At 42.3% G+C, this 24,840-nt stretch carries 25 protein-coding genes; 16 read left to right on the top strand and 9 right to left on the bottom strand.

Translation table 11 applies throughout. The features are described 5' to 3' along the window. Positions 1-21 precede the first annotated feature (21 nt). Positions 22-243, top strand: coding sequence for a helix-turn-helix transcriptional regulator (locus OQX61_RS22710; protein WP_265844121.1), 222 nt, complete (start codon positions 22-24; stop codon positions 241-243). 59 nt (positions 244-302) lie between these two features. Here OQX61_RS22710 and OQX61_RS22715 read toward each other — a convergent pair whose 3' ends face one another. The 3 genes from OQX61_RS22715 to OQX61_RS22725 form a co-directional block, all read right to left on the bottom strand. Further along, positions 303-1,001, bottom strand: a complete 699-nt coding sequence (locus OQX61_RS22715; protein ID WP_265844122.1) for a Crp/Fnr family transcriptional regulator — start codon at positions 999-1,001, stop codon at positions 303-305. A 351-nt stretch (positions 1,002-1,352) separates the two neighbouring features. Then, on the bottom strand, positions 1,353-1,835 hold the full coding sequence (locus OQX61_RS22720) for a GNAT family N-acetyltransferase (protein ID WP_265844123.1): 483 nt from the start codon (positions 1,833-1,835) through the stop codon (positions 1,353-1,355). 45 nt (positions 1,836-1,880) lie between these two features. Next, positions 1,881-2,681, bottom strand: coding sequence for a PAS domain-containing protein (locus OQX61_RS22725; RefSeq protein ID WP_265844125.1), 801 nt, complete (start codon positions 2,679-2,681; stop codon positions 1,881-1,883). A 215-nt stretch (positions 2,682-2,896) separates the two neighbouring features. Between OQX61_RS22725 and OQX61_RS22730 the strand changes: the two genes are divergently transcribed. Beyond that, positions 2,897-3,826 (top strand): DUF6268 family outer membrane beta-barrel protein, encoded by a 930-nt coding sequence (locus tag OQX61_RS22730; RefSeq protein WP_265844126.1) that lies wholly within the window; start codon positions 2,897-2,899, stop codon positions 3,824-3,826. Here OQX61_RS22730 and OQX61_RS22735 read toward each other — a convergent pair. The 3 genes from OQX61_RS22735 to OQX61_RS22745 are packed head-to-tail and all read right to left on the bottom strand — an operon-like array spanning position 3,823 to position 6,246. Further along, on the bottom strand, positions 3,823-4,566 hold the full coding sequence (locus OQX61_RS22735) for a LytTR family DNA-binding domain-containing protein (protein WP_265844127.1): 744 nt from the start codon (positions 4,564-4,566) through the stop codon (positions 3,823-3,825). The two genes, OQX61_RS22730 and OQX61_RS22735, sit on opposite strands and share 4 nt — an antisense overlap. After that, complete coding sequence (locus OQX61_RS22740) at positions 4,553-5,626, bottom strand: histidine kinase (protein WP_265844128.1); 1,074 nt, start codon at positions 5,624-5,626, stop codon at positions 4,553-4,555. Before OQX61_RS22740 ends, OQX61_RS22735 begins: the two co-directional genes overlap by 14 nt. A 29-nt stretch (positions 5,627-5,655) precedes the next feature. After that, on the bottom strand, positions 5,656-6,246 hold the full coding sequence (locus OQX61_RS22745) for a porin family protein (protein ID WP_265844129.1): 591 nt from the start codon (positions 6,244-6,246) through the stop codon (positions 5,656-5,658). A gap of 213 nt (positions 6,247-6,459) precedes the next feature. On the opposite strand from OQX61_RS22745, the gene OQX61_RS22750 reads away from it, so the two are divergent. Further along, entirely contained in the window at positions 6,460-7,212 is a 753-nt protein-coding gene (locus OQX61_RS22750; RefSeq protein ID WP_265844130.1) for a FecR family protein, read from the top strand. 62 nt (positions 7,213-7,274) lie between these two features. On the opposite strand, the gene OQX61_RS22755 is transcribed toward OQX61_RS22750, so the two are convergent. The 3 genes from OQX61_RS22755 to OQX61_RS22765 all read right to left on the bottom strand — a co-directional run bounded on the left by OQX61_RS22755 (position 7,275) and on the right by OQX61_RS22765 (position 9,482). After that, entirely contained in the window at positions 7,275-7,523 is a 249-nt protein-coding gene (locus OQX61_RS22755) for a hypothetical protein (protein WP_265844131.1), read from the bottom strand. Between the two features lie 143 nt (positions 7,524-7,666). Continuing rightward, positions 7,667-8,707, bottom strand: coding sequence for a methylated-DNA--[protein]-cysteine S-methyltransferase (locus OQX61_RS22760; protein WP_265844132.1), 1,041 nt, complete (start codon positions 8,705-8,707; stop codon positions 7,667-7,669). Position 8,708: 1 nt separating this feature from the next. Then, positions 8,709-9,482, bottom strand: a complete 774-nt coding sequence (locus OQX61_RS22765) for an isocitrate lyase/phosphoenolpyruvate mutase family protein (RefSeq protein WP_265844133.1) — start codon at positions 9,480-9,482, stop codon at positions 8,709-8,711. Between the two features lie 263 nt (positions 9,483-9,745). Here OQX61_RS22765 and OQX61_RS22770 point away from each other — a divergent pair, with 263 nt between their 5' ends. From OQX61_RS22770 to OQX61_RS22830, 13 genes are all read left to right on the top strand, one after another. Then, entirely contained in the window at positions 9,746-11,974 is a 2,229-nt protein-coding gene (locus tag OQX61_RS22770) for a heavy metal translocating P-type ATPase (protein WP_265844134.1), read from the top strand. A gap of 52 nt (positions 11,975-12,026) precedes the next feature. Next, the gene (locus OQX61_RS22775; protein WP_265844135.1) at positions 12,027-12,239 is read left to right on the top strand and encodes a heavy metal-associated domain-containing protein; all 213 of its coding nucleotides are present in this window, start codon (positions 12,027-12,029) and stop codon (positions 12,237-12,239) included. 76 nt (positions 12,240-12,315) lie between these two features. Next, positions 12,316-12,720 carry a hypothetical protein gene (locus tag OQX61_RS22780; protein WP_265844136.1) on the top strand — a complete coding sequence of 135 codons (405 nt, stop codon included), beginning with the start codon at positions 12,316-12,318 and terminating at the stop codon, positions 12,718-12,720. A gap of 90 nt (positions 12,721-12,810) precedes the next feature. Then, a complete protein-coding gene (locus OQX61_RS22785) occupies positions 12,811-13,380 on the top strand; it encodes an AraC family transcriptional regulator (RefSeq protein ID WP_265844137.1) in 570 nt (189 codons plus the stop codon). Positions 13,381-13,491: 111 nt separating this feature from the next. After that, complete coding sequence (locus tag OQX61_RS22790) at positions 13,492-13,893, top strand: hypothetical protein (RefSeq protein WP_265844138.1); 402 nt, start codon at positions 13,492-13,494, stop codon at positions 13,891-13,893. A 98-nt stretch (positions 13,894-13,991) separates the two neighbouring features. Beyond that, a complete protein-coding gene (locus OQX61_RS22795; protein WP_265844139.1) occupies positions 13,992-14,357 on the top strand; it encodes a heavy-metal-associated domain-containing protein in 366 nt (121 codons plus the stop codon). Positions 14,358-14,474: 117 nt separating this feature from the next. Further along, complete coding sequence (locus tag OQX61_RS22800; protein WP_265844140.1) at positions 14,475-15,776, top strand: efflux RND transporter permease subunit; 1,302 nt, start codon at positions 14,475-14,477, stop codon at positions 15,774-15,776. Then, positions 15,769-17,706: an efflux RND transporter permease subunit gene (locus OQX61_RS22805; RefSeq protein ID WP_265844141.1), complete on the top strand. Its 1,938-nt coding sequence runs from the start codon at positions 15,769-15,771 to the stop codon at positions 17,704-17,706. The genes OQX61_RS22800 and OQX61_RS22805 overlap by 8 nt, the downstream gene beginning before the upstream one ends. Next, entirely contained in the window at positions 17,672-19,012 is a 1,341-nt protein-coding gene (locus tag OQX61_RS22810) for a TolC family protein (RefSeq protein WP_265844142.1), read from the top strand. Before OQX61_RS22805 ends, OQX61_RS22810 begins: the two co-directional genes overlap by 35 nt. Beyond that, on the top strand, positions 18,990-20,228 hold the full coding sequence (locus OQX61_RS22815) for an efflux RND transporter periplasmic adaptor subunit (protein ID WP_265844143.1): 1,239 nt from the start codon (positions 18,990-18,992) through the stop codon (positions 20,226-20,228). Before OQX61_RS22810 ends, OQX61_RS22815 begins: the two co-directional genes overlap by 23 nt. Positions 20,229-20,230: 2 nt before the next feature. Further along, entirely contained in the window at positions 20,231-21,457 is a 1,227-nt protein-coding gene (locus OQX61_RS22820; protein ID WP_265844144.1) for an efflux RND transporter periplasmic adaptor subunit, read from the top strand. A gap of 21 nt (positions 21,458-21,478) precedes the next feature. Next, entirely contained in the window at positions 21,479-22,033 is a 555-nt protein-coding gene (locus tag OQX61_RS22825) for a DUF3347 domain-containing protein (RefSeq protein ID WP_265844145.1), read from the top strand. A gap of 88 nt (positions 22,034-22,121) precedes the next feature. Continuing rightward, positions 22,122-24,710 carry a phosphatidylglycerol lysyltransferase domain-containing protein gene (locus OQX61_RS22830; protein ID WP_265844146.1) on the top strand — a complete coding sequence of 863 codons (2,589 nt, stop codon included), beginning with the start codon at positions 22,122-22,124 and terminating at the stop codon, positions 24,708-24,710. The last annotated feature ends 130 nt before the right edge of the window (positions 24,711-24,840 follow it).

Here is a 24,840-nt window from a genome sequence, read left to right on the forward strand (position 1 = left end):
TTTAGTTAAGATCAAAAACATATGCAACTTGGAAACGCTGTAAGAATTCAGAGAGTTATCAAAGGCTATACGCAGGAATATATGGCTGAAAAGCTACATATTTCTCAAAACTCCTATTCCAAGCTGGAAAGAGGTTATACCTGTCTGACTGTAAAACGACTTTACGAAATCGCTGAGATCCTGGAGATCTCTATTCAGGTTATTCTTCCTCAAACAGCGTTTAATTATTCGGAGAGAGTTTAGTACTGCTTATTTTGCCAGATATTTTTTTTATCCGGTAAAATATTTGCGTTGTATCCGGGTCAGGATTCCGATGATGGTTTTTTGAAACACTGCACCTTTATTCTTTCCAGATGTCTTCGCGTCACATTAAGATAAGAAGCCAGTAGGTCATCTTTTACATTTTGTAGCAGGCCGGGGATCTCTTTGGTTAAATGCTGGAACCTTCTTTCCGCATTCTGAACCCTCAGCATCTTTTCTCTCGCATTCGTTTGCAGCTGCTTTTCTTCCATTAATTTCAGGAACAGTTTAGCGATCTCATTGGAGGCTATGTATATTTTTAACCAGGTTTGGTAATCCAGCGCAAGGAAGCTGCTGTTTTCCAGACATTCAATGTATTCCTGACAGGGGGCCTGAGAAATGAAATTATTGGGAATGATAAATTCATTTGGCCCGGCAAACCAGGTGGTGACCTGCTGCTTTTCTCCTTTATAATAACCGCGTAACAGCCCATGCTGGACAAAAAGTATTTTGTTGGGGATTTGCTCGGCACTACAGAATAACTGATCCTGTGGTAATGAGAAGGGCTGAAAACCATAGTTGAATAAATGGAAGGTCTGATCGCTGACCGGACAAAGGGAGCCGATCTTCTTCCTCAATTCCTGGCGGGAAGGAGGGATGACCATCTGTTTTAAAAAAGCATCAACAGTTGTTAAATCGATCTTTGGAAATGATTCTTTACCATACATCATTTCATAGAAATAGAGCGCACGTTTATCCATGAAGATTTATTTTTTTAATGATTAGATCAAACCTAAATATACTTCTTTTAACATGACATAAATAAGGGGTTTTATTTATGGGCTCCGGGAGTTTTTATCAGCACAGCGGGTGGAACCCACTGTGCTAAAATCCCAATTGTTTCATGTTTGCTTTTATAGTACCCGAGCGTTATAAATTTATGGTTATACCTACTCTTTACAAGGTTTTCGGCGATTCCCTTTGCCTGATTCTTGTGGGTACCAGGCATCTCCCATTATTTAAGAACAAGTTAAATAGGAAATGCACTGATTGTCTGGACAATTGTCACAATTTAATGCGACAATTGTCACTTTTTATGATGAACTATATTTTTATAAAGTCATTTGCCAGTAGCTGACATCGATCCATTTATTGAATTTATAACCGATTTGACTCAGGTGTGCCACCTTGCTGAAACCCAGTCGCTCGTGCATTCTGGTGCTTTTTTCATTTGGCATCAGGATACCGGCAACGATAGAATGAATTTTCATCTCGCGCAGTTCCTCCGTCAGTTTCCTGTAAAGGGCTGTACCTGTTCCTTTATCTATGGCTTCCGGATCTAAGTAAATGACACTGCTAACGGTAAAACGATAGGCAGGGTTTTCTTTCCATGCAGTAGCATAGGTATAACCCAGAACTTGTCCTTCTTTCTCATACACAAGGCATGGGAATTTGGAAAGCACAGGAGCTAGTTTATCCGCAAATTCTTGCGCATTCAAGGCTACTTCGTCAAAAGTAAGTAGTGTATTTTCCACATAGTGATTGTAGATCTCCCTCATCGGGTTAAGATCTGATGGTTTAAACTGCCGGATCATTTTAAGGAAATTGTTGGTTTGATGCTGGGATCAAAGGTACATAATTTATTTTACTGCTGCCGCCTCATTGACCTGATGAATGATAAGGTCCAGGTTGATAGCGCTTTGCCTAAGGTATTTTATCAGTTCCTGCTGCTCATTCGCATTCTTTTCTTCCATAAGCAATTCTGATAAGGCCAGAATAGAGGCCACCGGCTTTCGGATTTCATGAGAATTAAACCAGGAAACAGCCTTCAGTTTCCGATGCTGCTGGACAATCAGGTCCTCCCTGTGCTTGCTGTCGTCAATGTTGTTTTCTACAGAAATGTATCCTTCCAGTCCGCCTTTGATATTAAACATAGGAGAGATATTAAATTGCGACCAATACGCTTTTCCTCCCTTGGCATAATTAACAAGTTCTCCGCTAAAAAAAGCCTTATTGTTAAGGGCTTTTGTCAGTTTATCCACGATTTCAAGGTCGGTTTCCGGGCCATACAAAAGTTCGGCATGTGTTTTTCCCAAAGCCTCCTGCATCGTATATCCGGTAATGTTCACGAAGGCCCGGTTTACCCAGGTAATGTTTCCCGCAGGATCAGACATGATAATCAGGTTATTTATCTTATCAACGATCTCCCCGATTCTCTTTTTATCCGCTTCGGCAATCCTTTCCCTTTCTTTTCTGATCAGATAATACAAAAGAAATCCGGTACCCAGAATGTAAAGGATTCCTTTCAGGGAGGCCATGAACCCGGATACCCGGGGACTAAGATCCGGGCTTAAAGAAATTAGAAGGTAGTCACTAGATGTGATCCATAAAACACCAAAGACGATATATATGATAGGAATTCTATAGTTTCTTGTCTTCAAACTTCTGATGTTGCTTTAGAATAAATCGGGATAACCCACTCAGCTGCAAATGTATTAAAAAAATGAAACCCGGATTAAATTTATGGTAATCTTATTTAACAATACAAAGTTGAGCCGCTTGTCAACACGGAATTACCACTGGTCAATATTATTTCCTCAGCGCCGGAATCCTGACGTTCTTCGCCGAAAATATTTAAACATTGATACAGAAAAACATGATGAAATTTTTTAATTACGGCCTTTTGCTATTTATACTATTGATCAGCTTAGAAAGTAAAGCCCAGGAATTATCGGGCTTCAGACTAAAAGCAGAATACATTCCTTTGTCCAGATACATACCCGAAACTAAGGTTGGGGAAACCGGGCAGAAAACCGAACAGAAAAGCGATATGAGAAGACTGGAAGGTGCAATCAGCATTCCATTATCCATGAAAGTCGATTCATTGGGAAGAGCCAAAGTATGGGCAGTAACACTTGGAGGTTCTTATGCGAAGATAAAAAACCAGAATTATGAAGTACAGTTATTTCCAGACGAGCTGCTCAATGCCAGCGTCGGACTGATGCACCTGCGTCCATTGGGCAAAAGCTGGAACATGTTGTTTATGGCTTCGGCGGGGGTATACACCGATCTGAAAGGGATTTCTTCACAGGATATCCTGGTGATGGGTGGCGTGATATTTATCAAGCAATTTAACCCAAATCTAGCCCTGGGTGTGGGGCCGGTAGTGTCCAATACTTTTGGGATACCCATGGTATTGCCTGCCATTTTCCTAAACTGGAAAACCAATGGTAAATTCCAGGTCATGGTGAATTTTCCGGAAAAAGTAGAATTGGCCTATAAAGCCAGCGAAGGTATCAAGCTGAAAGTGGTAGCCGAAGTCAGCGCGATGACAGCGGATGTGGGCAGAAAAGACAAAGCATTCTTGTCCTACCTGCAAGTGATCTCCGGATTCCAACCCGAATTTAAGCTGAACAAATCACTGAGCTTACAACTCACCGCAGGTGCTTCCCTGTACCGTTCAATGGAATTTACCAGCAGGAAACTGAAAGATTTTTTCAAGGATAAGGGAGACGTTAATCCGCCGCATTTTGAGACCACAGCTTATGGAGCCGTAGGCCTCAAATGGAATTTAGGAAAGCGTTAACGGCTAATGAGTTTATTGTAAACCACCTCTTTTAATAAGTCCTCCCTACGGTGTCTGGAAATTGGCAGCTCATGTTCGCCAATGAAGATTCTTCCTCCCGAGACTACATCAATTTTAGAGATATTGACCAGATAAGATTTATGGATCCTGAAAAAGTGATCCGCTGGCAATATCTCTTCCAGGGAGACTAAGGTTTGATGAATGATCAGTTCCTGGTCTTTAAATTTTAGTTTGGCATAGTTCTGCATCCCCTCCACATATAAAATATCCGCCCATTGGATCTTTTTAAAACTATCTTTCTGACGCACAAATAAGTAAGGGTCCATCGCCTGCGGCTGTTTTTGTAAACGCTGCAATTGGTGCATTTGCCGGGCTTTGGTAGCTGCCTGATGAAAACGCTGAAAAGTAATTGGTTTGAGCAGGTAATCCACAATTTGCAGACGGTAACCGTCTAAAGCATGCTCGGAATAAGCAGTAGTGATAATGGTTAAAGGTGGGTTTTCCATGGTTTCCAGCAATTCCAGCCCTGATAAGTAGGGCATATTAATGTCCAGAAACAACAGGTCTACCTGGTTCTTATGAATAAAATCTGAGGCCTCCATTGCCGTTCCGCAAGAACCTGCCAGCTGGAGGAAATCTACCTGATCAATGAAATCTATAATTCCCGTCCGGGCAATAGGCTCATCGTCTACGACCAGACATTGCAATGGCAACTCAACAAGGTGTTTAGTAACCGACATAATTTACTTTTTGATCTAAATGAATAACTAAAACAACTTTAAAATGGGTGTCACTACGTGTGATTTGTAAGTCGTGCTGCTCCGGATAAAGAATCTCTAAACGCTTACGTACATTTTCCAGCCCAAGACCACTACTCTCGTTTTTTCTTGCCGGCTTAGGCGAATTTGAATTCTCTATGGTAAAAGTTAGCTGCTCATTTTCCTGGTTTAAAGACAAGCGGACGAATCCTTTTTGTGAAGGTAAGCGGGAAACGTGTTTAAAAGCATTCTCTACAAATGGAACGAGTAAAAGCGGGACAATGTCCCGCTTTCCATTCGTAATATTCCATATACAATCCACCTGAAGCTCGTCGCCCCAGCGGATTTTTTCGACAGAGACGAGGTTCTTCAAATAGGTGACTTCTTTTTCCAGTGCAATGGTTTCCCGGTTACATTCATACAACTGATACCTTAAGATGTCCGAAAACTTGACCAGTAAAGTAGAAGCCAGATCCACATCTTTTTTCATGAGAATATGCAGGTGATTCAGCACATTAAACATCAGGTGCGGGTTGATCTGGTCCTGTAAAATTCTCAGTTGTGCTTCCAGATGCGCCTGTTGCAACAAGGTATGTTTTTGCGCCATTTTATAGTGCTCCTGGTAAAATTGAAAACCACAGGTGGAGCCAATGATCAGTAAAGCAGAAGGGATCGTTCTTAAAAATACCACCAGATAATCCTTGTTTTCCGCTAATTGTGCCGCAGTATCGTACTTAGTCCCATGGATACTTAACCAATAAGTGCCATAAAAGATCCCTCCAATTGCAGCCGTTAAAACTACCGTTGCAATGACGGTTTGGAAGACAAATCCCTGCATTTTACCCTTTTTTAAAGCGAAAGGTAGAAACACATTACTCAGCGAATGGGCAATGACGGCAGAACATAAAACGATCAGTGCCGCAGTGCCAAAGGTATTGAGTGTAGGGTAATCTCTTTTCAATTGAGACCATAAGGTTAAACCCAAAAGGATCCAAAAGCCAGAGATAAAAACAAGTGGTTTATTTAAGTGGAATTTTTTCATTACGAGGATGATGTAAATAAGGCGAAGGATTAAAAAATCAGAAATCCTACACTAGCCTGAAAGGACTGAGGACGGGATTTAAATGTTTTATCGATGTCCGTTAAAGCGCCTTCATAACGTAGGTCAAAAGTAAGCTTTCCTAAATCAATTCCTGCACCTGCCTGATAACCTACATTCGATTTTTTGAATTCCCGGAATGCAGGATTGAGTTGCTTAAGAACGGAGGTCTTGTCATTTATAGTATAGCTGTAAACCGCTCCACCAAATACCCTCAGGTTCATTTGTTCTGTACGCAGAATCTTATATCCAACTAGCAAAGGAATGTCAATACTAGTCCATTTTGCTTTCTGATCGTTTGCCGCATTGAAGTCCAGTTTACCTGATTTCTTGCTGTACAGCAATTCTCCCTGCACATAAGCACGACCAAGATCTATTCTGGTAAAGGCACCTGCCGAGAATCCTGTAGCATATTTACCCGAAATTCCAGGTGCAGAAAGGGAAAGTTTGCTGTAATTCGCACCAGCTTTTAAGCCTACATGAACCGGATTGGAGTCTTGAGATTTTGCAGTGTTCGCCAATAACATTAAAGCAATTGCAGGCAATAAGAAATGTTTTTTCATTTGATTGATAATTAAGTTTAATCAGGAGGCTTTTCAAAATAGCGGCCTTCCTTTGTCCTGCAAAAAGGGGCATAAATAGAAAGAGAAAGAAAATAATTTGATGAAGGGTAAGGGAGTGTTGACCAGCGGTAAGAAATGTGGTAGATTGCTTCTCAATTTTCGATACTTATGTGTGCTAAAAGAAGATCATCTGTCCGGCTATGGTATTATGTTATGGCAGCAACGGTATTGCTGGTGTTGAGCATCGTTTTATGCCATCATTATCAGAAAGTAATGCAAGCTGATCTGGCTTTTAAGGAAGAACAACAACAATATCGGGTCTATAAATCTCCATCCGGAAAAAGGAGCGTCATCAGGCTGGCCGATCATTCCAAAGTAATTCTGAATGGCAACAGTACCCTGAAAGTACCCCATGCTTTTCCTGAGGGAAACCGGAAAGTAGTGTTGTCAGGTGCTGCTTATTTTGAAATTAGCGGGAATGCCCGACTCCCTTTTATATTGGAAACTTCGGATATGAAGGTTACGGTATCAGGCGCAAGCTTTTATATGCGCGCTTATCCGCATGAATCCGGACAACAGCTGGAACTCCTCAGTGGAAAGTTAAAAGCTGAAAAAGCGTATACCTCTGATATCGACAATACAGCGGAGATCCTCCTTCCCGGAGAGATGGTGATGTTGAACAGGTCTGTAGACCTGATGGAAAAGGAAACTTTTAATATTCAACAGCGGGAATCCTGGATCAAAGGACAGCTTAAATTTAATAATGCGGGCTTTAGCGCGGTCGTTACCGCTTTGGAAGATTGGTACGGACTGCCTGTTGAAATCCAGGGAGTGCAGAAATCAGCAAGGAATTTCTCCGGGAATTTCGGCAATCAACCTTTAGAACAGGTGCTCAAAATGTTCTGTTTAGCGGCCAATTGTAATTTTAAAATAGAGAAAGCGCAGGTTATTCTTAGCTTAAAATAAATTCATCAAATTCCCGGGCTATAAAAGAAATTTTAGTCGCTATTTTGCCATATAAGTACCGTTTAGGTAGTTAGGGCTTCCATATATGGAATTTCAATCTCTTTAACCAGGGAATATTCTTTATCTTCAAAATTCCATTCCAAAGTGACTTTCCATTTCCCTTCAGTGATTCCATCCAGGGAAATCTCAAGAGTTCCCTCGGCATCACTGCGGAGGTATTTTATGATGGGTTCTTTAATGACTTTGTCTTTATTCAGAAAGAATACTTTTACCGCAACCTGGTGCTCAAAACACATGTTAATCTTTGCCATGGTGCTCGCTGTTTACTTAACTGTTTTTTTTATGTTAAGGCTTAACTTAGAACGCATTATGGTTGGAAATGTTTTGGCGGGAGTTTCACGGAAATGTAATTATCAGGTTCAGTAGAAGAACCTGAATTTTCGGTTTTGTCATTTTATCGGTTTAGCTGCTCTAATTCCAGTAGATATTGTTTTCGCCAAAGCCCTCCTCCATAACCGGTTAATTTTCCATCAGTTCCAATCACACGATGACAAGGAATTAAAATAGCGATTTTATTCATTCCATTTGCATTGGCGACTGCCCTTACTGCTGTAGGGTTACTGATCTTATCTGCCAGTTCTCCGTAGGATGTGGTTGTGCCAAAAGGAATTTGTTGCAAAGTTTGCCAGACTTTATTTTGAAATAAGGTACCCGGTGTAACCATGGGAACAGTAAATTCGCTTCTGTTACCAGAAAAATATTCGCTCAGCTGATGCGCTAACGTTGAAAAATGAAGGTTATCTCCCTGGATTATGGTTGCATTTAATGATTTTGAAAGGCTCTTAAGCTCCGTTTCCAGCATTCTCCGATCGGTAAACTCCAACAAACAAATACCTTCATCAACAGCACAGGCGCACATTGTTCCTAAAGGGGTTTCTATTCTGCTGAAATCAATAACCATTTTAGCTTTACTGTTTTTAGGTGAAACCCCAAAGATATTCTTAAAGGAATCTCCAAATCCACTTAGGGAATCGAAGCCGGAATTAAAAGCTGTTTCCGTTACTGAGCCACCGTTCTTTATCTTTTTGAATGCTGAATTTATGCGGAACATTCTTTGATAAGCCTGAAAAGTGAGGCCATGATTCTTTAAAAACCATCGTCTTACTTTATTTGGTTCTATACCTCTCTTTACCAGGTCGTAATCTTTAAACTTAATTCCAGGGTCTTTACCCAATTCATCAATTAGTTGTCTGATGTATGCTGGTGTTTCATTTAGTTTTTCCAGTGGACAACAAACCTTACAAGGCCGGTATCCTTTGGTTATACAATCTTTCGCGGTCTTGAAAAATTCAACATTCTCCTTTTTAGGCTTCCTTGCCGTACAAGAAGGCCTGCAAAAGATTCCTGTCGTTTTCACTGCCGTATAAAAGATCCCCTCAAAGGAAATATCCTTGTCTAAGGATGCCTGGTACATGATGTCGTGTGTCAGCTCCATATTAAAATAATGTTGAAAAATTTTGATTGGGAACAAATGATGCGGAAACTTCGTTCATCTTTTGGTAAATATAATTATTGACAAAATTACCCATACTGATTCGTTTTATTCCAAGTGATTTTAGCCTGTCAAAATCAGGTAAATCAGGCATGCACATGACATTGATTGGTACTGAGGTTGTTTCTATAACAGATTTGATGTCTTTCTCGTCTGTCAGGCATGGTAGGAATATGCCATCGATAGCTGTACGTTCATATAATTTAATGCGGGCAATGGTTTCTGCCAAGGCGTTAGGTAATCCCAGTAAAAATGTATCACACCTCACATTGATAAAAACCTCCACATTATTTTCTTTTAGCATTTGAACTAACTGCTCAAGTTTGAGCGAAAAAACTGCAGCATCTGCTATGCTTCTTATTCCGTCCAGTACCAGAGAATCCTCTAAATTGATTCCAACAACCCCTAATTCGTACAGTTTATTGATATTTTCAAAAATGGTCTTCACATCCTTGCCGTATCCCGATTCTAAATCCACTGTTAAGGGTAAGGTTGTCCTGTCCAATATCCTTTTAATCATAAAAAGGTAATCCTGAAAAGGTATGTTTTCCCCATCTTCATAGCCAAAAGAAGTGGCAATGGCTGCACTTGAAGTCCCAATTGCCTGGTAGCCCAGGTTTTGGTAAATCAGCGCAGACTGAACATCCCAGACATTTCCTATAAGCAGCGGCTGCTCAGAATGGTGTAGTTTTTTGAATTTTTCAAATGGCATTGTCATATTTGTCTTTTTTTCTTGTTGCAAAGTACCTGGGTTAAAGTTTGCCCTGCAACCGAAAAATTAACAAGTATTTTTTATGTCGCCATAAATACAAAAGACTATTTGTTCCGCATAGCTCAAAGGAGAGCTTCAAATCAGAATTTGCTGCTAAAAATAGAAAATTATCATCCTTGACCGGAGATTATATAAATCTTTCCCGAAATCTTATAAAACTCTTCCTGCCTGATTAAGGTACCTTTGTATTAGAAAAAAGTAGAACCCTCATGAAAGAAAATATAGAAACGCTTACCCTTCCCGTTTTAGGGATGACCTGTGCTTCCTGTGCGAGCAGTGTCGAATCAATGGTTGGCGCACAGGAAGGAGTGGACCATGCGGAGGTAAACTATGCCACCTTATCGGTAAAAGTAACCTACCAAAAAGATAAAATACAGCCTTTGGATATGCAGAAAGCATTGCAATCTGTAGGTTACGACTTGATTCTGGAAGAAGAAGGTGCTAAAGAAAAACAGGAAGCGGTACAACAAAATAATTATCAGCAATTAAAAAAGAGGATGATTGCCTCTTCGATTCTGGCTTTGCCGGTTGTAATTATTGGCATGTTTTACATGCACATGCCCAATGGCAACTATTACATGATGGCATTAACGGCGCCAATACTTTTCATTTTTGGCAAGAACTTCTTTGTGAATGCCTGGAAGCAAGCCCAACATGGTCGCGCCAATATGGATACGCTGGTCGCGCTAAGTACTGGAATCGCGTTCCTTTTTAGTGTTTTCAATACTTTTTACCCGGAGTTCTGGTATTCGAGAGGATTAGAACCACACGTTTACTTTGAAGCGGCGGCGGTAGTCATTGTTTTCATTATGCTGGGGAAATTACTCGAAGAAAAAGCAAAAGCAAATACCTCATCAGCCATTAAGAAACTCATGGGATTGCAGCCGAAAACGGTTATACTGGTTAATGAAGAGGGAGAAAAGGAAATTCCAATCGCAGACGTACGTATTGGCGATCAGCTTATGGTACGTTCAGGAGAGAAAATTCCGGTAGATGGTGTCGTGTATCAGGGTAATTCTTATGTGGATGAAAGCATGATTACCGGGGAGCCGGTAGCTGTAGCAAAAGCAGAAGGGGATCAGGTATTTGCCGGAACCATCAATCAAAAAGGAACATTCCGTTTTAAAGCGGAAAAAGTTGGGGGAGCAACAATGCTTTCCCAGATCATCAAATTGGTACAGGAGGCACAGGGATCAAAGGCACCGGTACAAAAACTGGTGGATAAAATTGCGGGTATTTTTGTACCGGTGGTGATGTTGATCGCAGTGCTGACATTGGGCGCATGGCTGTTGTTTGGTGGTGAGCACGCTTTTACACATGGTCTGTTGGCGATGGTTACCGTATTGGTGATTGCTTGTCCCTGTGCTTTAGGTCTGGCCACGCCGACTGCCATTATGGTAGGAATCGGTAAAGGTGCCGAAACTGGTGTCCTCATTAAAAACGCGGAAGCACTGGAACTGGGCTATAAAGTAAATGCCGTGATTCTGGATAAAACAGGAACAATTACGGAAGGGAAACCTGAAGTGACTACCCTGGAATGGGCAAAAGATCTTCCTAAATCAAAAGAAGAGCTGTCAAAAGTATTGATGGCACTGGAATATGCTTCGGAACATCCATTGGCAGAAGCGATTGTCCGCCACTTAAAACAAGAAGGCGCTGGCACAGTTGAGCTGAATCACTTTGAAAGTCTGACAGGAAAAGGGGTGGAAGGCGTAGTTGATGGGGTTAAATACTGGGCTGGAAGTCATAAGATTTTAAAAGATCAGAACATTCCGGTAACCAATGCGCTGGCCAGCAAAGTGCTGAGCTTACAGGAAAAGGCACAAACGGTAATTTATCTGGCAAATGCGACACAGGTATTGGCGATTGTAGCGATTGCCGATCAGGTGAAATCAGGATCTGCAAAAGCGGTTTCCGCCTTAAAAGCACAAGGCATAGAAGTCTATATGCTCACCGGTGATAACCAGCATACTGCGGCTTCTGTAGCCTTACAAGCAGGTATTGACCATTATAAAGCGGATGTCCTGCCTTCCGATAAAGCGGATTTTGTAAAAGAATTACAGTCGCAGGGAAAAGTCGTGGCAATGGTTGGCGATGGCATAAACGATAGTCAGGCATTGGCCCAGGCAGATGTGTCTATCGCGATGGGGAAAGGTTCTGATATTGCCATTGATGTGGCCAGTATCACCCTCGTTTCTTCCGATTTACAACAAGTGCCGAAAGCCTTAAAACTTTCTAAACAAACGGTTCGCACGATTCGTCAGAACTTGTTCTGGGCATTTATTTACAACCTGATCGGGATTCCAATTGCCGCCGGACTGCTATACCCATTCAATGGCTTCTTACTAAATCCTATGATTGCCGGAGCAGCAATGGCCTTGAGTTCTGTTTCCGTAGTGAGTAACAGTCTGAGGTTAAAACTCTCAAAATTGAGTTAACAAATCGTACATCATTCAATTCTATATCAATCATTTTTAATTATAACATCAAATGGAAACTTTAAAATTCAAAACGAATATCAAATGTGGTGGTTGCATCACAACAGTTACACCACACCTGGACGGTCTTGCAGAAGTATTTAAATGGGAAGTAAATACCGATACTCCGGATAAAATTCTAACCGTTGAAAGCGAGTCAGCTTTAGATGCGGAACTGATTAAAGAGACGGTGAAAAAGGCCGGATTTCAGGCGGAGACAGTTTAGGTTCTTTATTTTCATACGGTAAAACGTATATTTGCAGGCGGAAACCAATAAAAAGGTTTCCGCCTTTGTATTACCTATGAAAAAAATCGGAGCTTTAAGTTTTGCTGCATTCTACCTGATGTTAACCACAGGGATGTTTGTGTGCCTGCTCCATTGCGCTATGGGAACGACGTTCACATGGGAAGATCAGGAGGTTCATGTGGAGACAAAGACAGCCAGTGTTCAGGGGCTTATGCTTTCTGAAGCAGACTGTGCCTGCTGTGAACACCATGGTGAATATGGGGTCAAAGAAAACGTCAAAACGGCTGCTACTACTGGATTAAAGGCCAGATATGTATTGTCGGCCGCTAGTCAAAGTATTTTTTCCTATCTCATTAAAGCAGAAAGTGCGGAAAACACCGGGGATTGGAGAGACCATAGCAGTGCTCCCGCCTTTAAAAAAACGCCCATTTACCTTTCCAACAGGGTACTCATCATTTGATCAAGCGGAGGATAATTTCCTCAATTGTCTTTTATTTATCGCCCGGCTGAAATCCGCCCGGGTTTTACCAGTCATTTAGCTTGAATACTCATGTTGTTACACATAAAAAATATGGTTTGTGAACGTTGCATTACTGCCGTTCGCCATCAAATGGAAAATTTGAATTTCCTTGTTGCTGATATTACTTTAGGGACAGTACAGATCCACCCTGATCCGGAAGACCGTCAATTACAAAATATCGCTTCTTCCCTCAAAATCCTTGGGTTTGAACTCATGGATAAGGAGAAAGATCAATTGGTGGAGCGCATCAAAACAGTGATCATTGAAGTCGTTCATTATTCTGATCTTGCCAATTTAAACCAGAGCCTGATCAGTATTATCGCCATGCGCGTGAACCGTGATTATACCTTTTTAAGCCGTTTATTTTCTGATTCGGAAGGCCTGACCATTGAAAAGTTCATCATCCATCAGAAAATTGAAAAGGTGAAAGAACTGATTGAATACGGGGAGCTCAACCTGAATGAGATTTCTATGAAAATGGGGTACAGCAGTAATGCCCACTTGTCTTCACAGTTTAAAGCGATCACTGGTATTGCACCAAGCAAGTATAAAGCGGAGGGCAAATCCTTAAGAACTCCTATAGATAAGATTAAAAATTAAGTATATTTAAACTAACCGGAAGCATTTCCTGAGGCTCACCGGTTTAATTTTATAAAAGAATTTCAGAATTATATAAAATTAAACCGGTTAATTTTGAGAACTTTGATTTTAATGAAGCGAATACTCCTTACCATAATAGCCACGTTCTACCTGGGAATTTCCAGTGGATCTACGCTGCACTTCCATTATTGCATGGGAGAGTTGGTGAGTTGGGGTATGGAACAGGAGGCGCGTGGCGAACTATGTGAGCTTTGTGGCATGCCTAAGGGTACGTCTACAGACAAATCTTGCTGTAAGGATCAAAAACAGGATACCAAAGTAGACCAGAGCCAATCGGCCAGTCAGACGGTATACCAGTTTAATCCACCCTTTCAGGCCATCCTTCCAGTCGCATTATTTCTGGATTATGCGGTAGAAATCCCTGTAAAAATTACCAGAGAGGCCTTGAGTAATGCGCCTCCTGACGGGAAAAAAGTGCCCGTCTTTCTGAAAAACTGTACCTATAGAATATAATACCCTTCTTTTTTCTTTCCTGACACCTTCGTGTCCTGGTTATGGCTTTGCCGTAGCCCATTTTTATTGAACCATTTTTTTACACTTATATAATTATCATGAAATCATTGAGATTTGCTATGGTGGTCGGATTGACCTTCCTTGGTGGTGCTGTATTCGCACAATCAAAAACTGAAAGTATCAAAGTATTGGGCAACTGTGGAATGTGCAAGAAAACGATTGAAACCTCTTTAAAGGTTCCTGGCGTGAGTTCTGCAAACTGGGATACAGAAACAAAAATACTGAAAGTAAGCTACGACAGTGCTAAAATCACCAACGATGAAGTACAGAAAAAAGTAGCGGCTGTGGGTTATGATACGCCTAAATACAAAGCTAAAAATGAGGTTTACGATGCATTACATGGCTGTTGCCAGTATGATCGTGAAGCTGGCGACAAATTGCCGAAAGCACCTGAGAAACACTAATTATTAATCAGGAAAATCTGTAAAAGCTAAGTCTGAGGGGGCGAATGCTTTTACAGGTGTCCTCCTGGCTGATGTAATTTTTCATTGGTTCAACATCATTATAATTTATAACAAAAAATGGTACATAAAATTATAGAATGGTCCATGCGCAACCGGTTTATTGTGCTGGTACTGTCTTTAGGGTTGTTCGTCTGGGGTATTTATGCCGTCAAGAAAAACCCGATAGATGCGATACCGGACCTGTCCGAAAACCAGGTGATCGTTTTCACAGAGTGGATGGGCCGCTCACCGCAACTGATCGAAGATCAGGTCACCTATCCGCTGGTCACCAATTTGCAGGGAATCCCTAAGATTAAATACGTTCGTGGATCGTCCATGTTCGGAATGAGCTTTATCTATGTCATCTTTGAGGATGATGTGGACGTGTACTGGGCAAGAGAGCGGGTGCTGGAACGCATCAGTACCATTTCAAAAACTTTGCCGGAAGGCGTAGCGCCACAGCTGGGGCCAGACGGAACAGGGGTAGGCCATGTATTGTGGTATACCCTGGATGCTCCGGATATGGATTTAGGCGAGCAGCGTGCCATTCAGGATTGGTATGTAAAGTTTGCTTTGCAAACCGTACCAGGCGTGAGTGAGATCGCTTCTTTTGGAGGCTTTCAGAAACAATATCAGATATCAATAGATCCCAATAAATTACTTTATTACAAATTGACTGCCCCGGAGGTGATTGCGGCGGTGCGTAGCAACAATAACGAATCCGGCGGCAGGAAGTTTGAAATGAGTGATATGGGCTACATTATAAAGACTTCAGGCTACCTGAAATCCATTAAAGAGATTGCGGATATCCCGGTGAAAAACCAAAATGGTACACCGATCCGGGTTTCCGATCTGGCTACGGTACAGATGACCGGAGAAACCCGTCTGGGGATTTTTGACCAGGATGGGGAAGGCGAACGTGCCGGAGGAATTGTGGTGATGCGCTATGGCGAGAATGCCGCAGAGGTGATTGAAAAGGTAAAAGCCAAAATGAAAGAAGTTTCCAAAGGTTTGCCTAAAGGTGTTAAGTTCGACATTGTGTACGACCGTGGTGAGCTGATTAAAGAGTCGGTAGATTCCATCACCAATACCCTGATCGAAGAGATGATTGTGGTTTCCATTATTGTCATCATTTTCCTTTTCCACTGGCGTAGTGCGGTGAGTATCATTATTCAGATTCCCATCACCATTGCCGCTAGTTTTATTCTACTGAATGCTTTTGATATTTCCTCCAACATCATGTCGCTAACCGGGATTGCCCTGGCCATCGGTGTGATTGTCGACAATGGAATTATCATGAGTGAGAATGCTTACAAACACCTTTCAGAGCGTTATCTGATCTGGGAGGAAGAACAACAAAAAACAAAGACTCATGATTAAGTGGTTAAAAAATAGATTCCGTAAATCCCCGGATTGGATTACGGAAGAAGAGCGCCTGGCGATCATCACTAAATCCAGTAAACAGGTTTCAAGGGGTGTTTTCTTTGCAACCATCATCATTATCACTTCATTCCTGCCGGTATTTATGCTGACAGGGCAAGAGGGTAAACTGTTCCATCCCCTGGCATTTACAAAGACGTTCATCATGATCGTTGATGCTTTGCTGGTGATCACTTTAGCACCGGTACTGATTTCTTTCTTTATGAAAGGAAAGTTCAGACCTGATAGTGCCAATCCCGTAAACCGGGTGTTGGAGAAGGTGTATGAACCGGTGATCAGAACGGTGTTGAACTGGAGAAAAACAACTTTAGCGATCAATATTATTGCTTTACTGATCACTATTCCGCTATTGAAAAATCTGGGCACGGAGTTTATTCCGCCATTGGATGAGCAGAGCATTCTGTTTATGCCGGTTACTTTGCCGGATGTTTCCAATGCAGAAGCGAAAAGGATTTTGCAGGTGCAGGACAAGATTATCAAGTCGGTACCAGAGGTGGATAAGGTACTGGGAAAAGCAGGTAGAGCCAATACGGCGACCGATAATTCTCCGATCAGTATGATCGAAACCATCATCACGCTGAAACCGAAAAGCGAATGGAGAGCGGGCATTACAAAAAAAGACATCGTTACTGAACTGGATGCAAAACTGCAGATTCCCGGAGTGGTGAATGGCTGGACTCAGCCCATCATCAACAGGATCAATATGCTGGCTACGGGAATTCGTACCGACGTAGGGATTAAGGTTTTCGGACAAAATCTGGATACCATTGCTTCCGTTTCTGAGCGTGTGAAAGCGGCGCTGGAAGGTACAGATGGCGTAAGCGATCTTTTTGTAGAGCCGATAACGGGTGGTAAATACCTTTCTATTGACGTGAAAAGGGAGGAACTGGCGCGTTATGGCTTAAATGTGGATGATGTGAACCAGATTGTAGAAACAGCATTGGGTGGTGCAACCATCGGAAATACCATTGAAGGGCGTCAGCGTTTTTCAATCAGTGTGCGTCTGGCTCAGGAATATAGAAATAGTGTAGAACAGATTAAGCGGATTCCGGTTCAGTCGAAAGGATTTGGCGAGGTGCCACTATCAGCCGTTGCTGACATTAAGTTTGAGGATGGTCCGCCGATGATTAGTTCCGATAATGCGATCCTTCGTGGAGCAGTAATGTTTAACGTGAGGGACAGAGATTTAGGAAGTACCGTTCAGGAGGCTATGGAGAAATTGAATAAAGAGAAAGGGATGCTTCCTGAAGGATATTTCCTGGAATGGAGTGGGCAATATGAAAACCTGATCCGCGGTAAACAGACGCTGATGTGGATTGCACCCGTGGTATTACTGATCATTTTCTTCTCTTTATATTTTGCTTTTAAATCGATCAGGGAAGCTTTCCTGAGTTTGATAACGGTTCCTTTTGCCTTAATCGGGGGTGCCTACATGATCTACTTCTGGGGAGTTAATCTTTCGGTAGGGGTAGCTGTCGGCTTTATTGCCTTATTCGGAATTGCCGTTGAAACGGGAATTGTGATGGTGATTTACCTGAATGATGCCATGGCACAACTGATCAAACTGAAAGGGAATTCCAGTGAGACGATCAGCAAAGAAGATTTAAGAGAACATGTGATTTATGGTGCTGCCAGAAGATTAAGACCGAAACTGATGACGGTTTCTGTGTCGCTGTTTGGCCTGGTGCCGGTATTATGGGCCTCGGGAGTTGGGGTAGATGTGATGCTGCCGATTGTCTTGCCGATGATTGGGGGTGTACTGACTTCTTCTACGCACATTTTGCTGGTGACACCACTGATCTTTTTGATGTCAAAAGAATACGAATTGAGAAAATATGGAAAACTGGAGGTTCACGATGTACAACATTAAAAGAATAGCAGCATTGGTATGCATGTTACCTTTTGCTGCGGTAGCAGTTGCGCAGGAAAAACCGGTGGTTTCAGCGGTTAAACCCGTGGTTTCACAAACGAAATCAGGGTCTTCACTGGAAAAGCCTGTGCTTTCGCTGGATACCATTTTGAATAAAATTGATAAGAATAACTTACTGTTACAGTCTTATGGACTGCGGGCAGAAAGCTTTAAACATACAGCCAATGCGGCTACGGCCTGGATGGCCCCTATGATTGGTGTGGGTACATTTATGACCCCATATCCAGGTCAGATGATCATGGATGAGGGGGATAAAGGTGCGGTTATGGTACAACTGGAGCAGGATATTCCTAATCCGGCGAAATTGAAAGCCAATAAAAAGTTCATTGAATCGAAAGGAAAGGTCGAGAATGCGACCAGAGGTGTGACGCTTAATGAATATAAAGCACAGGCAAAGCGCCTGTACTTCGGCTGGCTGGTTTCGATGCAAAGAATTGCCGTATTGAAAGAGAATGAGAAGATCATGCAAACCATGAAAAAGGTGGAAGAGATCAGGTATCCTTTTAATCAGTCGAAATTAAGCAGCGTTTATCGGGCCACCGCAAAAATTGAGGAGAATAGAAATATGATCCGCATGATGGAAGGCGATATGGCCAAATCTAAAGCCTGGTTAAACAGTCTGATGAACAATCCCGGTAATATGGATTTCGCAATAGATTCCACTTATCAGCCAACTTACGTGCCTGCTTCGGCAATTGACACAGGGAGTCTGGCGATGGTGAGGAAGGATATTGAGAAAATGGATTTCAGCATTCAATCGATGAAATTAAACATTGAGGCCATGCAGAAACAGGCAAAACCAGATTTTAAACTGCGGTTTGACCATATGTCGCCATTAACGAAAATGATGCCCAAAGCCTTTAGTGTGATGGGAATGGTGAGTATTCCGATTGCACCATGGTCTTCGAAAATGTATAAATCAGAAGCCAAAGGAATGGGTTATGAAGTGTTGGCAATGGAAAAAGAAAAAGCAGCCATGCTCCAGGAAACTCAGGGAATGTTGTACGGGATGCAGTTCGAGATCCAGTCCATGCAAAAACGCATAGAGGCGATGGAAAAGACGATCATTCCCACTTTGAAAAAGACCATGGATGTGAGTATGCTGAACTACAGGGAAAACAAAATGGAATTACCAGAAGTGATCGGGACCTGGGAGGCTTTGACCATGATGCAGGCCAATGTATTGGATGAGAAACTGAAACTTTATTTAATGATCGTAGATTATGAGAAAGAATTATATCGTTAAGCCCGGCACAAATAAACGTGTCATCATGGGACTGGCGGCGATCAGTATGTTGTGGTTGAGCGCGTGTAAAGAGAAAAAGAAGTTTGATGCGCATCATGATCCGGCGACTGTCAATGTAGACAGCAACCTTTCCCATTTATTGAAACCTTCCAATGAGCAGGTGGTTTCTCCGCTTCCGGTTATTAAAGCGGAATATGGATCAAAAATCTTTACCGAAGAGGTACAGGGAATGATCAATTATGACACGAGAAACCAGCACAATATTTCGAGTAAAATCGGGGGAAGAATAGAGCGGTTATGGATTAAATACAATTACCAGCCGGTGAAGAAAGGGCAGTTGATTATGGAGATTTATTCTCCTGATCTGGCTGCAGCACAACAGGAATTGCTGTTCATTTACCGCACTGGAAATGATCCGGTAATGTTAGATAAAGGGAAGCAACGTTTGTTGTTACTGGGTATGACCCCGACTGGAATCAGCGCTTTATTGAAACGTGGTACACCGGATTACCGCATTCCGGTGTACAGCAATGTTTCCGGATTTATCCTGGAGAAATCTGCTGCTGCGGTAGCAAGTCCGGCAGCAGCTTCGGCTGCCCCTGCGGGTGGCGATGGCATGGGGAGTATGAGTGGTGATGCGGCGGCTGCGGCCACGCCAACCAGTCCTGCGGCTCCGGTTAATTCTCCGGTGTTATTAAGAGAAGGACAGTATGTTGCTGCAGGTGCGTCACTATTTACAGTATACAGCTCGGATCAGCTGGTGGCAGAGTTTTCTTTGAAAGCAGCATTGGCAGCCCATCTATCGGTAGGCAGCAAGTTTGTTTTTTATAAGACTGCTGATAAATCAGAAAGCCAGACGGCCAGGATTGGGCTGATACAGCCGACTTTCAAGAACGGCGAGAATTTCACCATTGCGAGAGCTTATCTGAACAACCCAAAGATTAAAGTTGGTCAGTTGGTGACGGCGAGAATTCCTTTGCAATTGCCGGCATCCTGGTGGTTGCCAGAAGAGGCAGTCATTTCCGTAGGAAATAAGAAAGTCGTCTTTAAAAAAGAAGGAAATGTATTTGTCCCTAAAGTGGTAGATGCAGGAATCAGCATTGCTGGAAAAGTCCAGATTAAATCGGATATCAGCAGCTGGAACATCAGCAAGAACGCCGCTTACCTGGTAGACAGCGAGAGTTTTATTAAAATGACAGAAAACAAGGAGCTTTAAATATGGAACGTAAATTATTTTTAAAACAGATGGCCATGATTGCCCTGGTTCCAACGGTATTTATAGCCGCTTGTAAAAGCGAGCTGAAGGAAGATAAGGCGGGGGTTGCTGTGAAAAAACAGACTTATACCTGTCCGATGCACCCTCAGGTGGTCAAAGAAGAAATGGGTACTTGTCCGATCTGTGGGATGGATTTAGTGCCTTTTGAAAAGAACAGCAATGAGAAGGCTTTGAAAGTGGATGAGAAAAGGCAGATTCTGGCAAACATTACTACGGTAATGATTGGCGCAAACTCCATTTCCGGAAGCAAACAACTGAATGGCAGGTTAACGGTTGATCCGCAACAAAGCAGCTATATTTCCAGCCGTATTGCGGGTAGAATTGAGCAGTTGTATGTGAGGGAAACGGGTGTTAGCGTGAAAAAAGGACAGCCTTTATATCAGTTGTATTCAGAGCAGCTTGCGGCTTTGCAACAGGAATATCTGATGGCAGTAGCGCAACAAAAGCAGTTCCCGGGAGATAAGATTGAACAGCAGCTGGTGGAATCTGGCAAGCAGAAACTCTTGCTTTATGGACAATCTGAAGGGCAGGTGAAAGCTTTGCTGGCCAGCCAGAAGAAGAATCCATATGTGACTTTCTTTGCACCGGAAGGCGGCGTAGTCGCCGAGCTTTCTGTGACACCAGGTCAGTATGTATCGGAAGGTGGTCCAATTATGAGGCTGGAAGGTTACGGCGAGCTATGGGTGGAAGCCGATGTCTATCCGAATGAAGCGGGGAGTGTTAAAGAAGGACAAAAGGTGAAAGTTGTGATCCCCGGCTGGGAAGATCAGCCGCAACAAATGACCATCAGTTTTATCACGCCTTCCTTACTTACAGGGACGCAGTTAACGCAAATCAGGGGAAGTATTCCTAACCCGAATCAGCAATGGCAACCCGGCGCTCAGGCCAATGTGTTTCTCCCTTCCGGGAATCAGAAAAGCAGCGTCCTGACTTTGCCTGTGGATGCCGTGATCAGAGATGGTAAAGGGATGCATGTCTGGGTGAAAAAAGGTAAGGATAACTTTGAGCCAAAACGGGTAACCACAGGTCAGGAGAACGACAATCAGGTGGAGATTACCGCAGGATTAGCTGCCGGCGAAGAGGTCGTAGTGACCGGTGCTTATCTGTTATACAGTGAATATATTTTGAAAAAAGGAAAAAACCCGATAGACGGTTTGAAATTAAAATAAGAACAATTAAATAAAAACAACATGAAAACAATCACAAGTTTAGCCATCACATTTGCTACAGTCACATTATTTGCGGCCTGTGGAAATTCTCAGAAACCTGCAGAAGAATCTCATGAAGGTCATGATCATGCTAAAGAAGAAAAAACAGCAGCAGTTGCTGAAACTGGTCAGGTGAGTTTAAAAGACGATAAATTAAATGCGGTATATCCTCATTATATTCATTTGACAACCGCCTTAACCAATGGTGATGTTGCAGAAGCAAAAGTTGCTGCTCAGGCGATTGAGCTGGGTGCAAAAGCATTGTCAAACCCTGCGGCAGTATTGGCATTAGCGACTAAAATCAGCAATGCCACAGATATTGAAGTACAAAGAGTTGCTTATGCAGCATTGAGTGATGATTTTATCCAAAGAGCAAAAGCTTCCGGAGTTACTGGTGGCGAGATCTATGTTGAATATTGCCCAATGGCGATGAATGATAAAGGCGCTTCCTGGTTGAGCAATCAAAAAGACATTAAAAATCCATATTACGGAGAATCAATGCTGACTTGCGGAGAAATTAAAGAAACGATAAAATAAGTTCTTTTAGTATGAAGATTTCTTCATCATGTTTTTTTAGATAAGCCGTATCTTTAGTTAAGACCGATACGGCTTATCTACGAAAACAATGAAGCGACTCAAATTCTTTGTGCCCTTTTTACGGGAGAACGGTAAAATTATATCCAGTTATGTATTTAGTCTGTTTTTTATCGGACTGGCAATCTGGTTTATAAAGCAGCAGCGAGGTGAAATACGAGAGGTAAAGCAGTTGCTGATTACCGCCAAATGGGTATGGATTGCTTTAGGAATTGCCTTGAGTGTCGCCTATGTTTTTATCCATGGCATGATGTACCGTTCTTCCTTCGCTGCAGTTTCCAGTAAGATTTCTATTGCCGATGGTACTTTACTTTATCTGAAACGTAATTTTATCAGTGTCTTTTTACCTGCCGGCGGCGTTTCTTCTCTTGCTTTTTTTAGCAGTCCGATTGAGCAGAAAGGAGTCAGCAAGTCTCAGATTAATTTTGCCTCTTCTATCTATGGGTTTGTAGGGATTTTATCCGTGCTGGTGATTGCCATTCCGGTGTTTATTTATGCCGTTCTGGAAGGAAGCATTGGTTCCGGGGAGTGGTTTGGCTTAATTGCCGCTATACTATTGATCACAGGGATTTACTATTTATATCGCTCTGTGATCAAAAGAGGGCGCTTATACCGGTTTATGATTAAATATATTCCTGTAATAGAAGTGTACGCCGCAGAATTCAGGAACAACCAGATTGAACGCAGGCATTTCATTGCTACTTTTTTATACAGCAGCTTGATTGAACTGGTGGGCATCGTCCATATTTATATCGCCATGCTGGCTTTAGACCTTCCTGCTTCCTGGGGCGCGGCGGTGATCAGCTATATTGTTGCCGTGGTTTTTCTGATCATTTCCCCCTTTCTAAGGGGCCTGGGTGCTGTAGAGGCTTCCATGACTTTTATCCTGATCCGCTTAGGTTATTCTGCAGCACAAGCCGTATCTGTTACTTTTCTTTACCGGTTTATGGAGTTCTGGATTCCGATGTTTATTGGTGCCATGAGTTTCCTTTTCCGGATCAATAAGCTGTTGATGCGTGTCGTTCCTGCCTTGTTTTTACTCTTGCTGGGGGTGATCAATATTGTATCCGTACTGACCCCTGCCATTCATTCCAGACTCAGGTTTGTCAAGGATTTTATCCCCATAGAAGCCATTACTGCTTCCAACTATTTTGTATTGGTAGCCGGCTTATTTTTACTGGTTACTGCGGCTTTCATGCTGAAAGGTTTGAGAATGGCCTGGTATTTTGCAATGGCCCTGTGTTTACTTTCCCTCGTGGGGAATTTAACGAAGGCGATTGATTATGAGGAAGCAGGTTTTTCCGTATTGGTCATGGTGATTTTAATGGCTTCCAGAAAAGAATACTATGTAAGAAACAATGCCAAACTCAGGTCTTTTGGTATTCAGACCACCTTGCTCAGTATTTTGGGTATTCTGATTTATGGCACTATCGGCTTTTATTTTCTCGATAAAAAGCATTTTAACCTGGATTTTAGCTGGTGGCAGTCGATCCGGTATACCCTGGAGAATTTTATCCTGATTGGCAATGATGACCTGCAACCTATGGATCATTTTGCCAGGGGCTTCTTATATTCCATCAATATCAGTGGCTTTTTATCTATTGGATTCCTGATTTATACCCTCATCAGGCCGTATATATTTAATGATGAAACGGAGGAAGCGGAATTTGTAAAGGCCAGTCAGCTATTGGAAAAGTATGGCAATTCCGGAATTGATTATTTTAAAACGTATCAAGACAAGTTGATTTATTTTTCAGATTCAATAGCAGGATTTGTCGCTTACCGGATGGCCGGGAATTTTGCCGTCGTATTGGAATGTCCGGTTACTTCTCCTGAAAACAGGAAGGCTTTTATCCGGGATTTCGATAAGTATTGCTTTGAAAACGGGATGAAAAGTCTGTACTACAGGGTACCGGAAGAAAGCCTGGAAGATTTCTTATCCCAGGGGAAAAAGCGGTTATTTTTAGGTCAGGAGGGGATATTAGACCTTGCCGGATTTTCTTTGGAAGGAGGGAGTAAAAAATCCATTCGTAATGCCCTGAAAAAAGTGGCCGATCAGGGCTACCAGACAAAGGTCTATACGCCACCAGTTAAAGATGGCTTATTGCAAAAGATAAAGTCGGTTTCTGATAGCTGGCTGGAGGATATGGACCGCGAAGAGCTGGTATTTTCGCAAGGGATGTTCAGCTGGGAAGAGTTAAAGGGACATACCATCATTACGGTAGAAAATGCAGAAGAGAAGATTGTCGCCTTTATCAATATCATCCCCGACTATGCCCCTGGCGAAGGTACTTACGACCTGATCCGAAAGACCGCTGACGCCCCTAATGGCATCATAGACTTCATCATGGTGACACTTTTTGAGCACCTGAAAACCGCAGGCTATACGAAAGTAAATCTGGGCTTTGCGCCGATGTCTGGCCTGGTTGATCCCCATAATTTTCCGGAGCGTTCCATGAAATTTGCCTATGAGAAGATCAGGTCATTTTCTCATTATAAAGGGCTGCGTGCAGCAAAGGAAAAGTTTGCCCCGGAATGGCAAAACAGGTACCTGATTTATGACCATGATTACGATTTATTGCAAGTGCCTGCCGTATTGGCCAAAGTCATTAAACCCTGAGCTGATGAAAGCTGTAATGCTTTTGATAAAGATTATGAGAACCTTGCTAAAGTATTTATACAACAAATTCTGAATTGACATCTTGACCCTGTTTATCAGTGTGTTATAATATTTTATTAATTATTTTCTG

It is taken from the genome of Pedobacter sp. PLR (assembly GCF_026239675.1).
Classification (GTDB): domain Bacteria; phylum Bacteroidota; class Bacteroidia; order Sphingobacteriales; family Sphingobacteriaceae; genus Pedobacter.

Excerpts from the sequence above, each read along its gene's own strand:
- OQX61_RS22765 (WP_265844133.1), bottom strand. The coding sequence starts at position 9,482 with ATGACAATGCCATTTGAAAAATTCAAAAAACTACACCATTCTGAGCAG.
- OQX61_RS22815 (WP_265844143.1), top strand. The coding sequence starts at position 18,990 with ATGAGAAAGAATTATATCGTTAAGCCCGGCACAAATAAACGTGTCATC.
- OQX61_RS22800 (WP_265844140.1), top strand. The coding sequence starts at position 14,475 with ATGGTACATAAAATTATAGAATGGTCCATGCGCAACCGGTTTATTGTG.
- OQX61_RS22715 (WP_265844122.1), bottom strand. The coding sequence starts at position 1,001 with ATGGATAAACGTGCGCTCTATTTCTATGAAATGATGTATGGTAAAGAA.
- OQX61_RS22825 (WP_265844145.1), top strand. The coding sequence starts at position 21,479 with ATGAAAACAATCACAAGTTTAGCCATCACATTTGCTACAGTCACATTA.
- OQX61_RS22780 (WP_265844136.1), top strand. The coding sequence starts at position 12,316 with ATGAAAAAAATCGGAGCTTTAAGTTTTGCTGCATTCTACCTGATGTTA.
- OQX61_RS22730 (WP_265844126.1), top strand. The coding sequence starts at position 2,897 with ATGATGAAATTTTTTAATTACGGCCTTTTGCTATTTATACTATTGATC.
- OQX61_RS22720 (WP_265844123.1), bottom strand. The coding sequence starts at position 1,835 with ATGATCCGGCAGTTTAAACCATCAGATCTTAACCCGATGAGGGAGATC.
- OQX61_RS22735 (WP_265844127.1), bottom strand. The coding sequence starts at position 4,566 with ATGTCGGTTACTAAACACCTTGTTGAGTTGCCATTGCAATGTCTGGTC.
- OQX61_RS22750 (WP_265844130.1), top strand. The coding sequence starts at position 6,460 with ATGGCAGCAACGGTATTGCTGGTGTTGAGCATCGTTTTATGCCATCAT.
- OQX61_RS22745 (WP_265844129.1), bottom strand. The coding sequence starts at position 6,246 with ATGAAAAAACATTTCTTATTGCCTGCAATTGCTTTAATGTTATTGGCG.
- OQX61_RS22740 (WP_265844128.1), bottom strand. The coding sequence starts at position 5,626 with ATGAAAAAATTCCACTTAAATAAACCACTTGTTTTTATCTCTGGCTTT.
- OQX61_RS22770 (WP_265844134.1), top strand. The coding sequence starts at position 9,746 with ATGAAAGAAAATATAGAAACGCTTACCCTTCCCGTTTTAGGGATGACC.
- OQX61_RS22830 (WP_265844146.1), top strand. The coding sequence starts at position 22,122 with ATGAAGCGACTCAAATTCTTTGTGCCCTTTTTACGGGAGAACGGTAAA.
- OQX61_RS22710 (WP_265844121.1), top strand. The coding sequence starts at position 22 with ATGCAACTTGGAAACGCTGTAAGAATTCAGAGAGTTATCAAAGGCTAT.
- OQX61_RS22805 (WP_265844141.1), top strand. The coding sequence starts at position 15,769 with ATGATTAAGTGGTTAAAAAATAGATTCCGTAAATCCCCGGATTGGATT.
- OQX61_RS22795 (WP_265844139.1), top strand. The coding sequence starts at position 13,992 with ATGAAATCATTGAGATTTGCTATGGTGGTCGGATTGACCTTCCTTGGT.
- OQX61_RS22755 (WP_265844131.1), bottom strand. The coding sequence starts at position 7,523 with ATGGCAAAGATTAACATGTGTTTTGAGCACCAGGTTGCGGTAAAAGTA.
- OQX61_RS22785 (WP_265844137.1), top strand. The coding sequence starts at position 12,811 with ATGTTGTTACACATAAAAAATATGGTTTGTGAACGTTGCATTACTGCC.
- OQX61_RS22810 (WP_265844142.1), top strand. The coding sequence starts at position 17,672 with ATGGAAAACTGGAGGTTCACGATGTACAACATTAAAAGAATAGCAGCA.
- OQX61_RS22820 (WP_265844144.1), top strand. The coding sequence starts at position 20,231 with ATGGAACGTAAATTATTTTTAAAACAGATGGCCATGATTGCCCTGGTT.
- OQX61_RS22760 (WP_265844132.1), bottom strand. The coding sequence starts at position 8,707 with ATGGAGCTGACACACGACATCATGTACCAGGCATCCTTAGACAAGGAT.
- OQX61_RS22790 (WP_265844138.1), top strand. The coding sequence starts at position 13,492 with ATGAAGCGAATACTCCTTACCATAATAGCCACGTTCTACCTGGGAATT.
- OQX61_RS22775 (WP_265844135.1), top strand. The coding sequence starts at position 12,027 with ATGGAAACTTTAAAATTCAAAACGAATATCAAATGTGGTGGTTGCATC.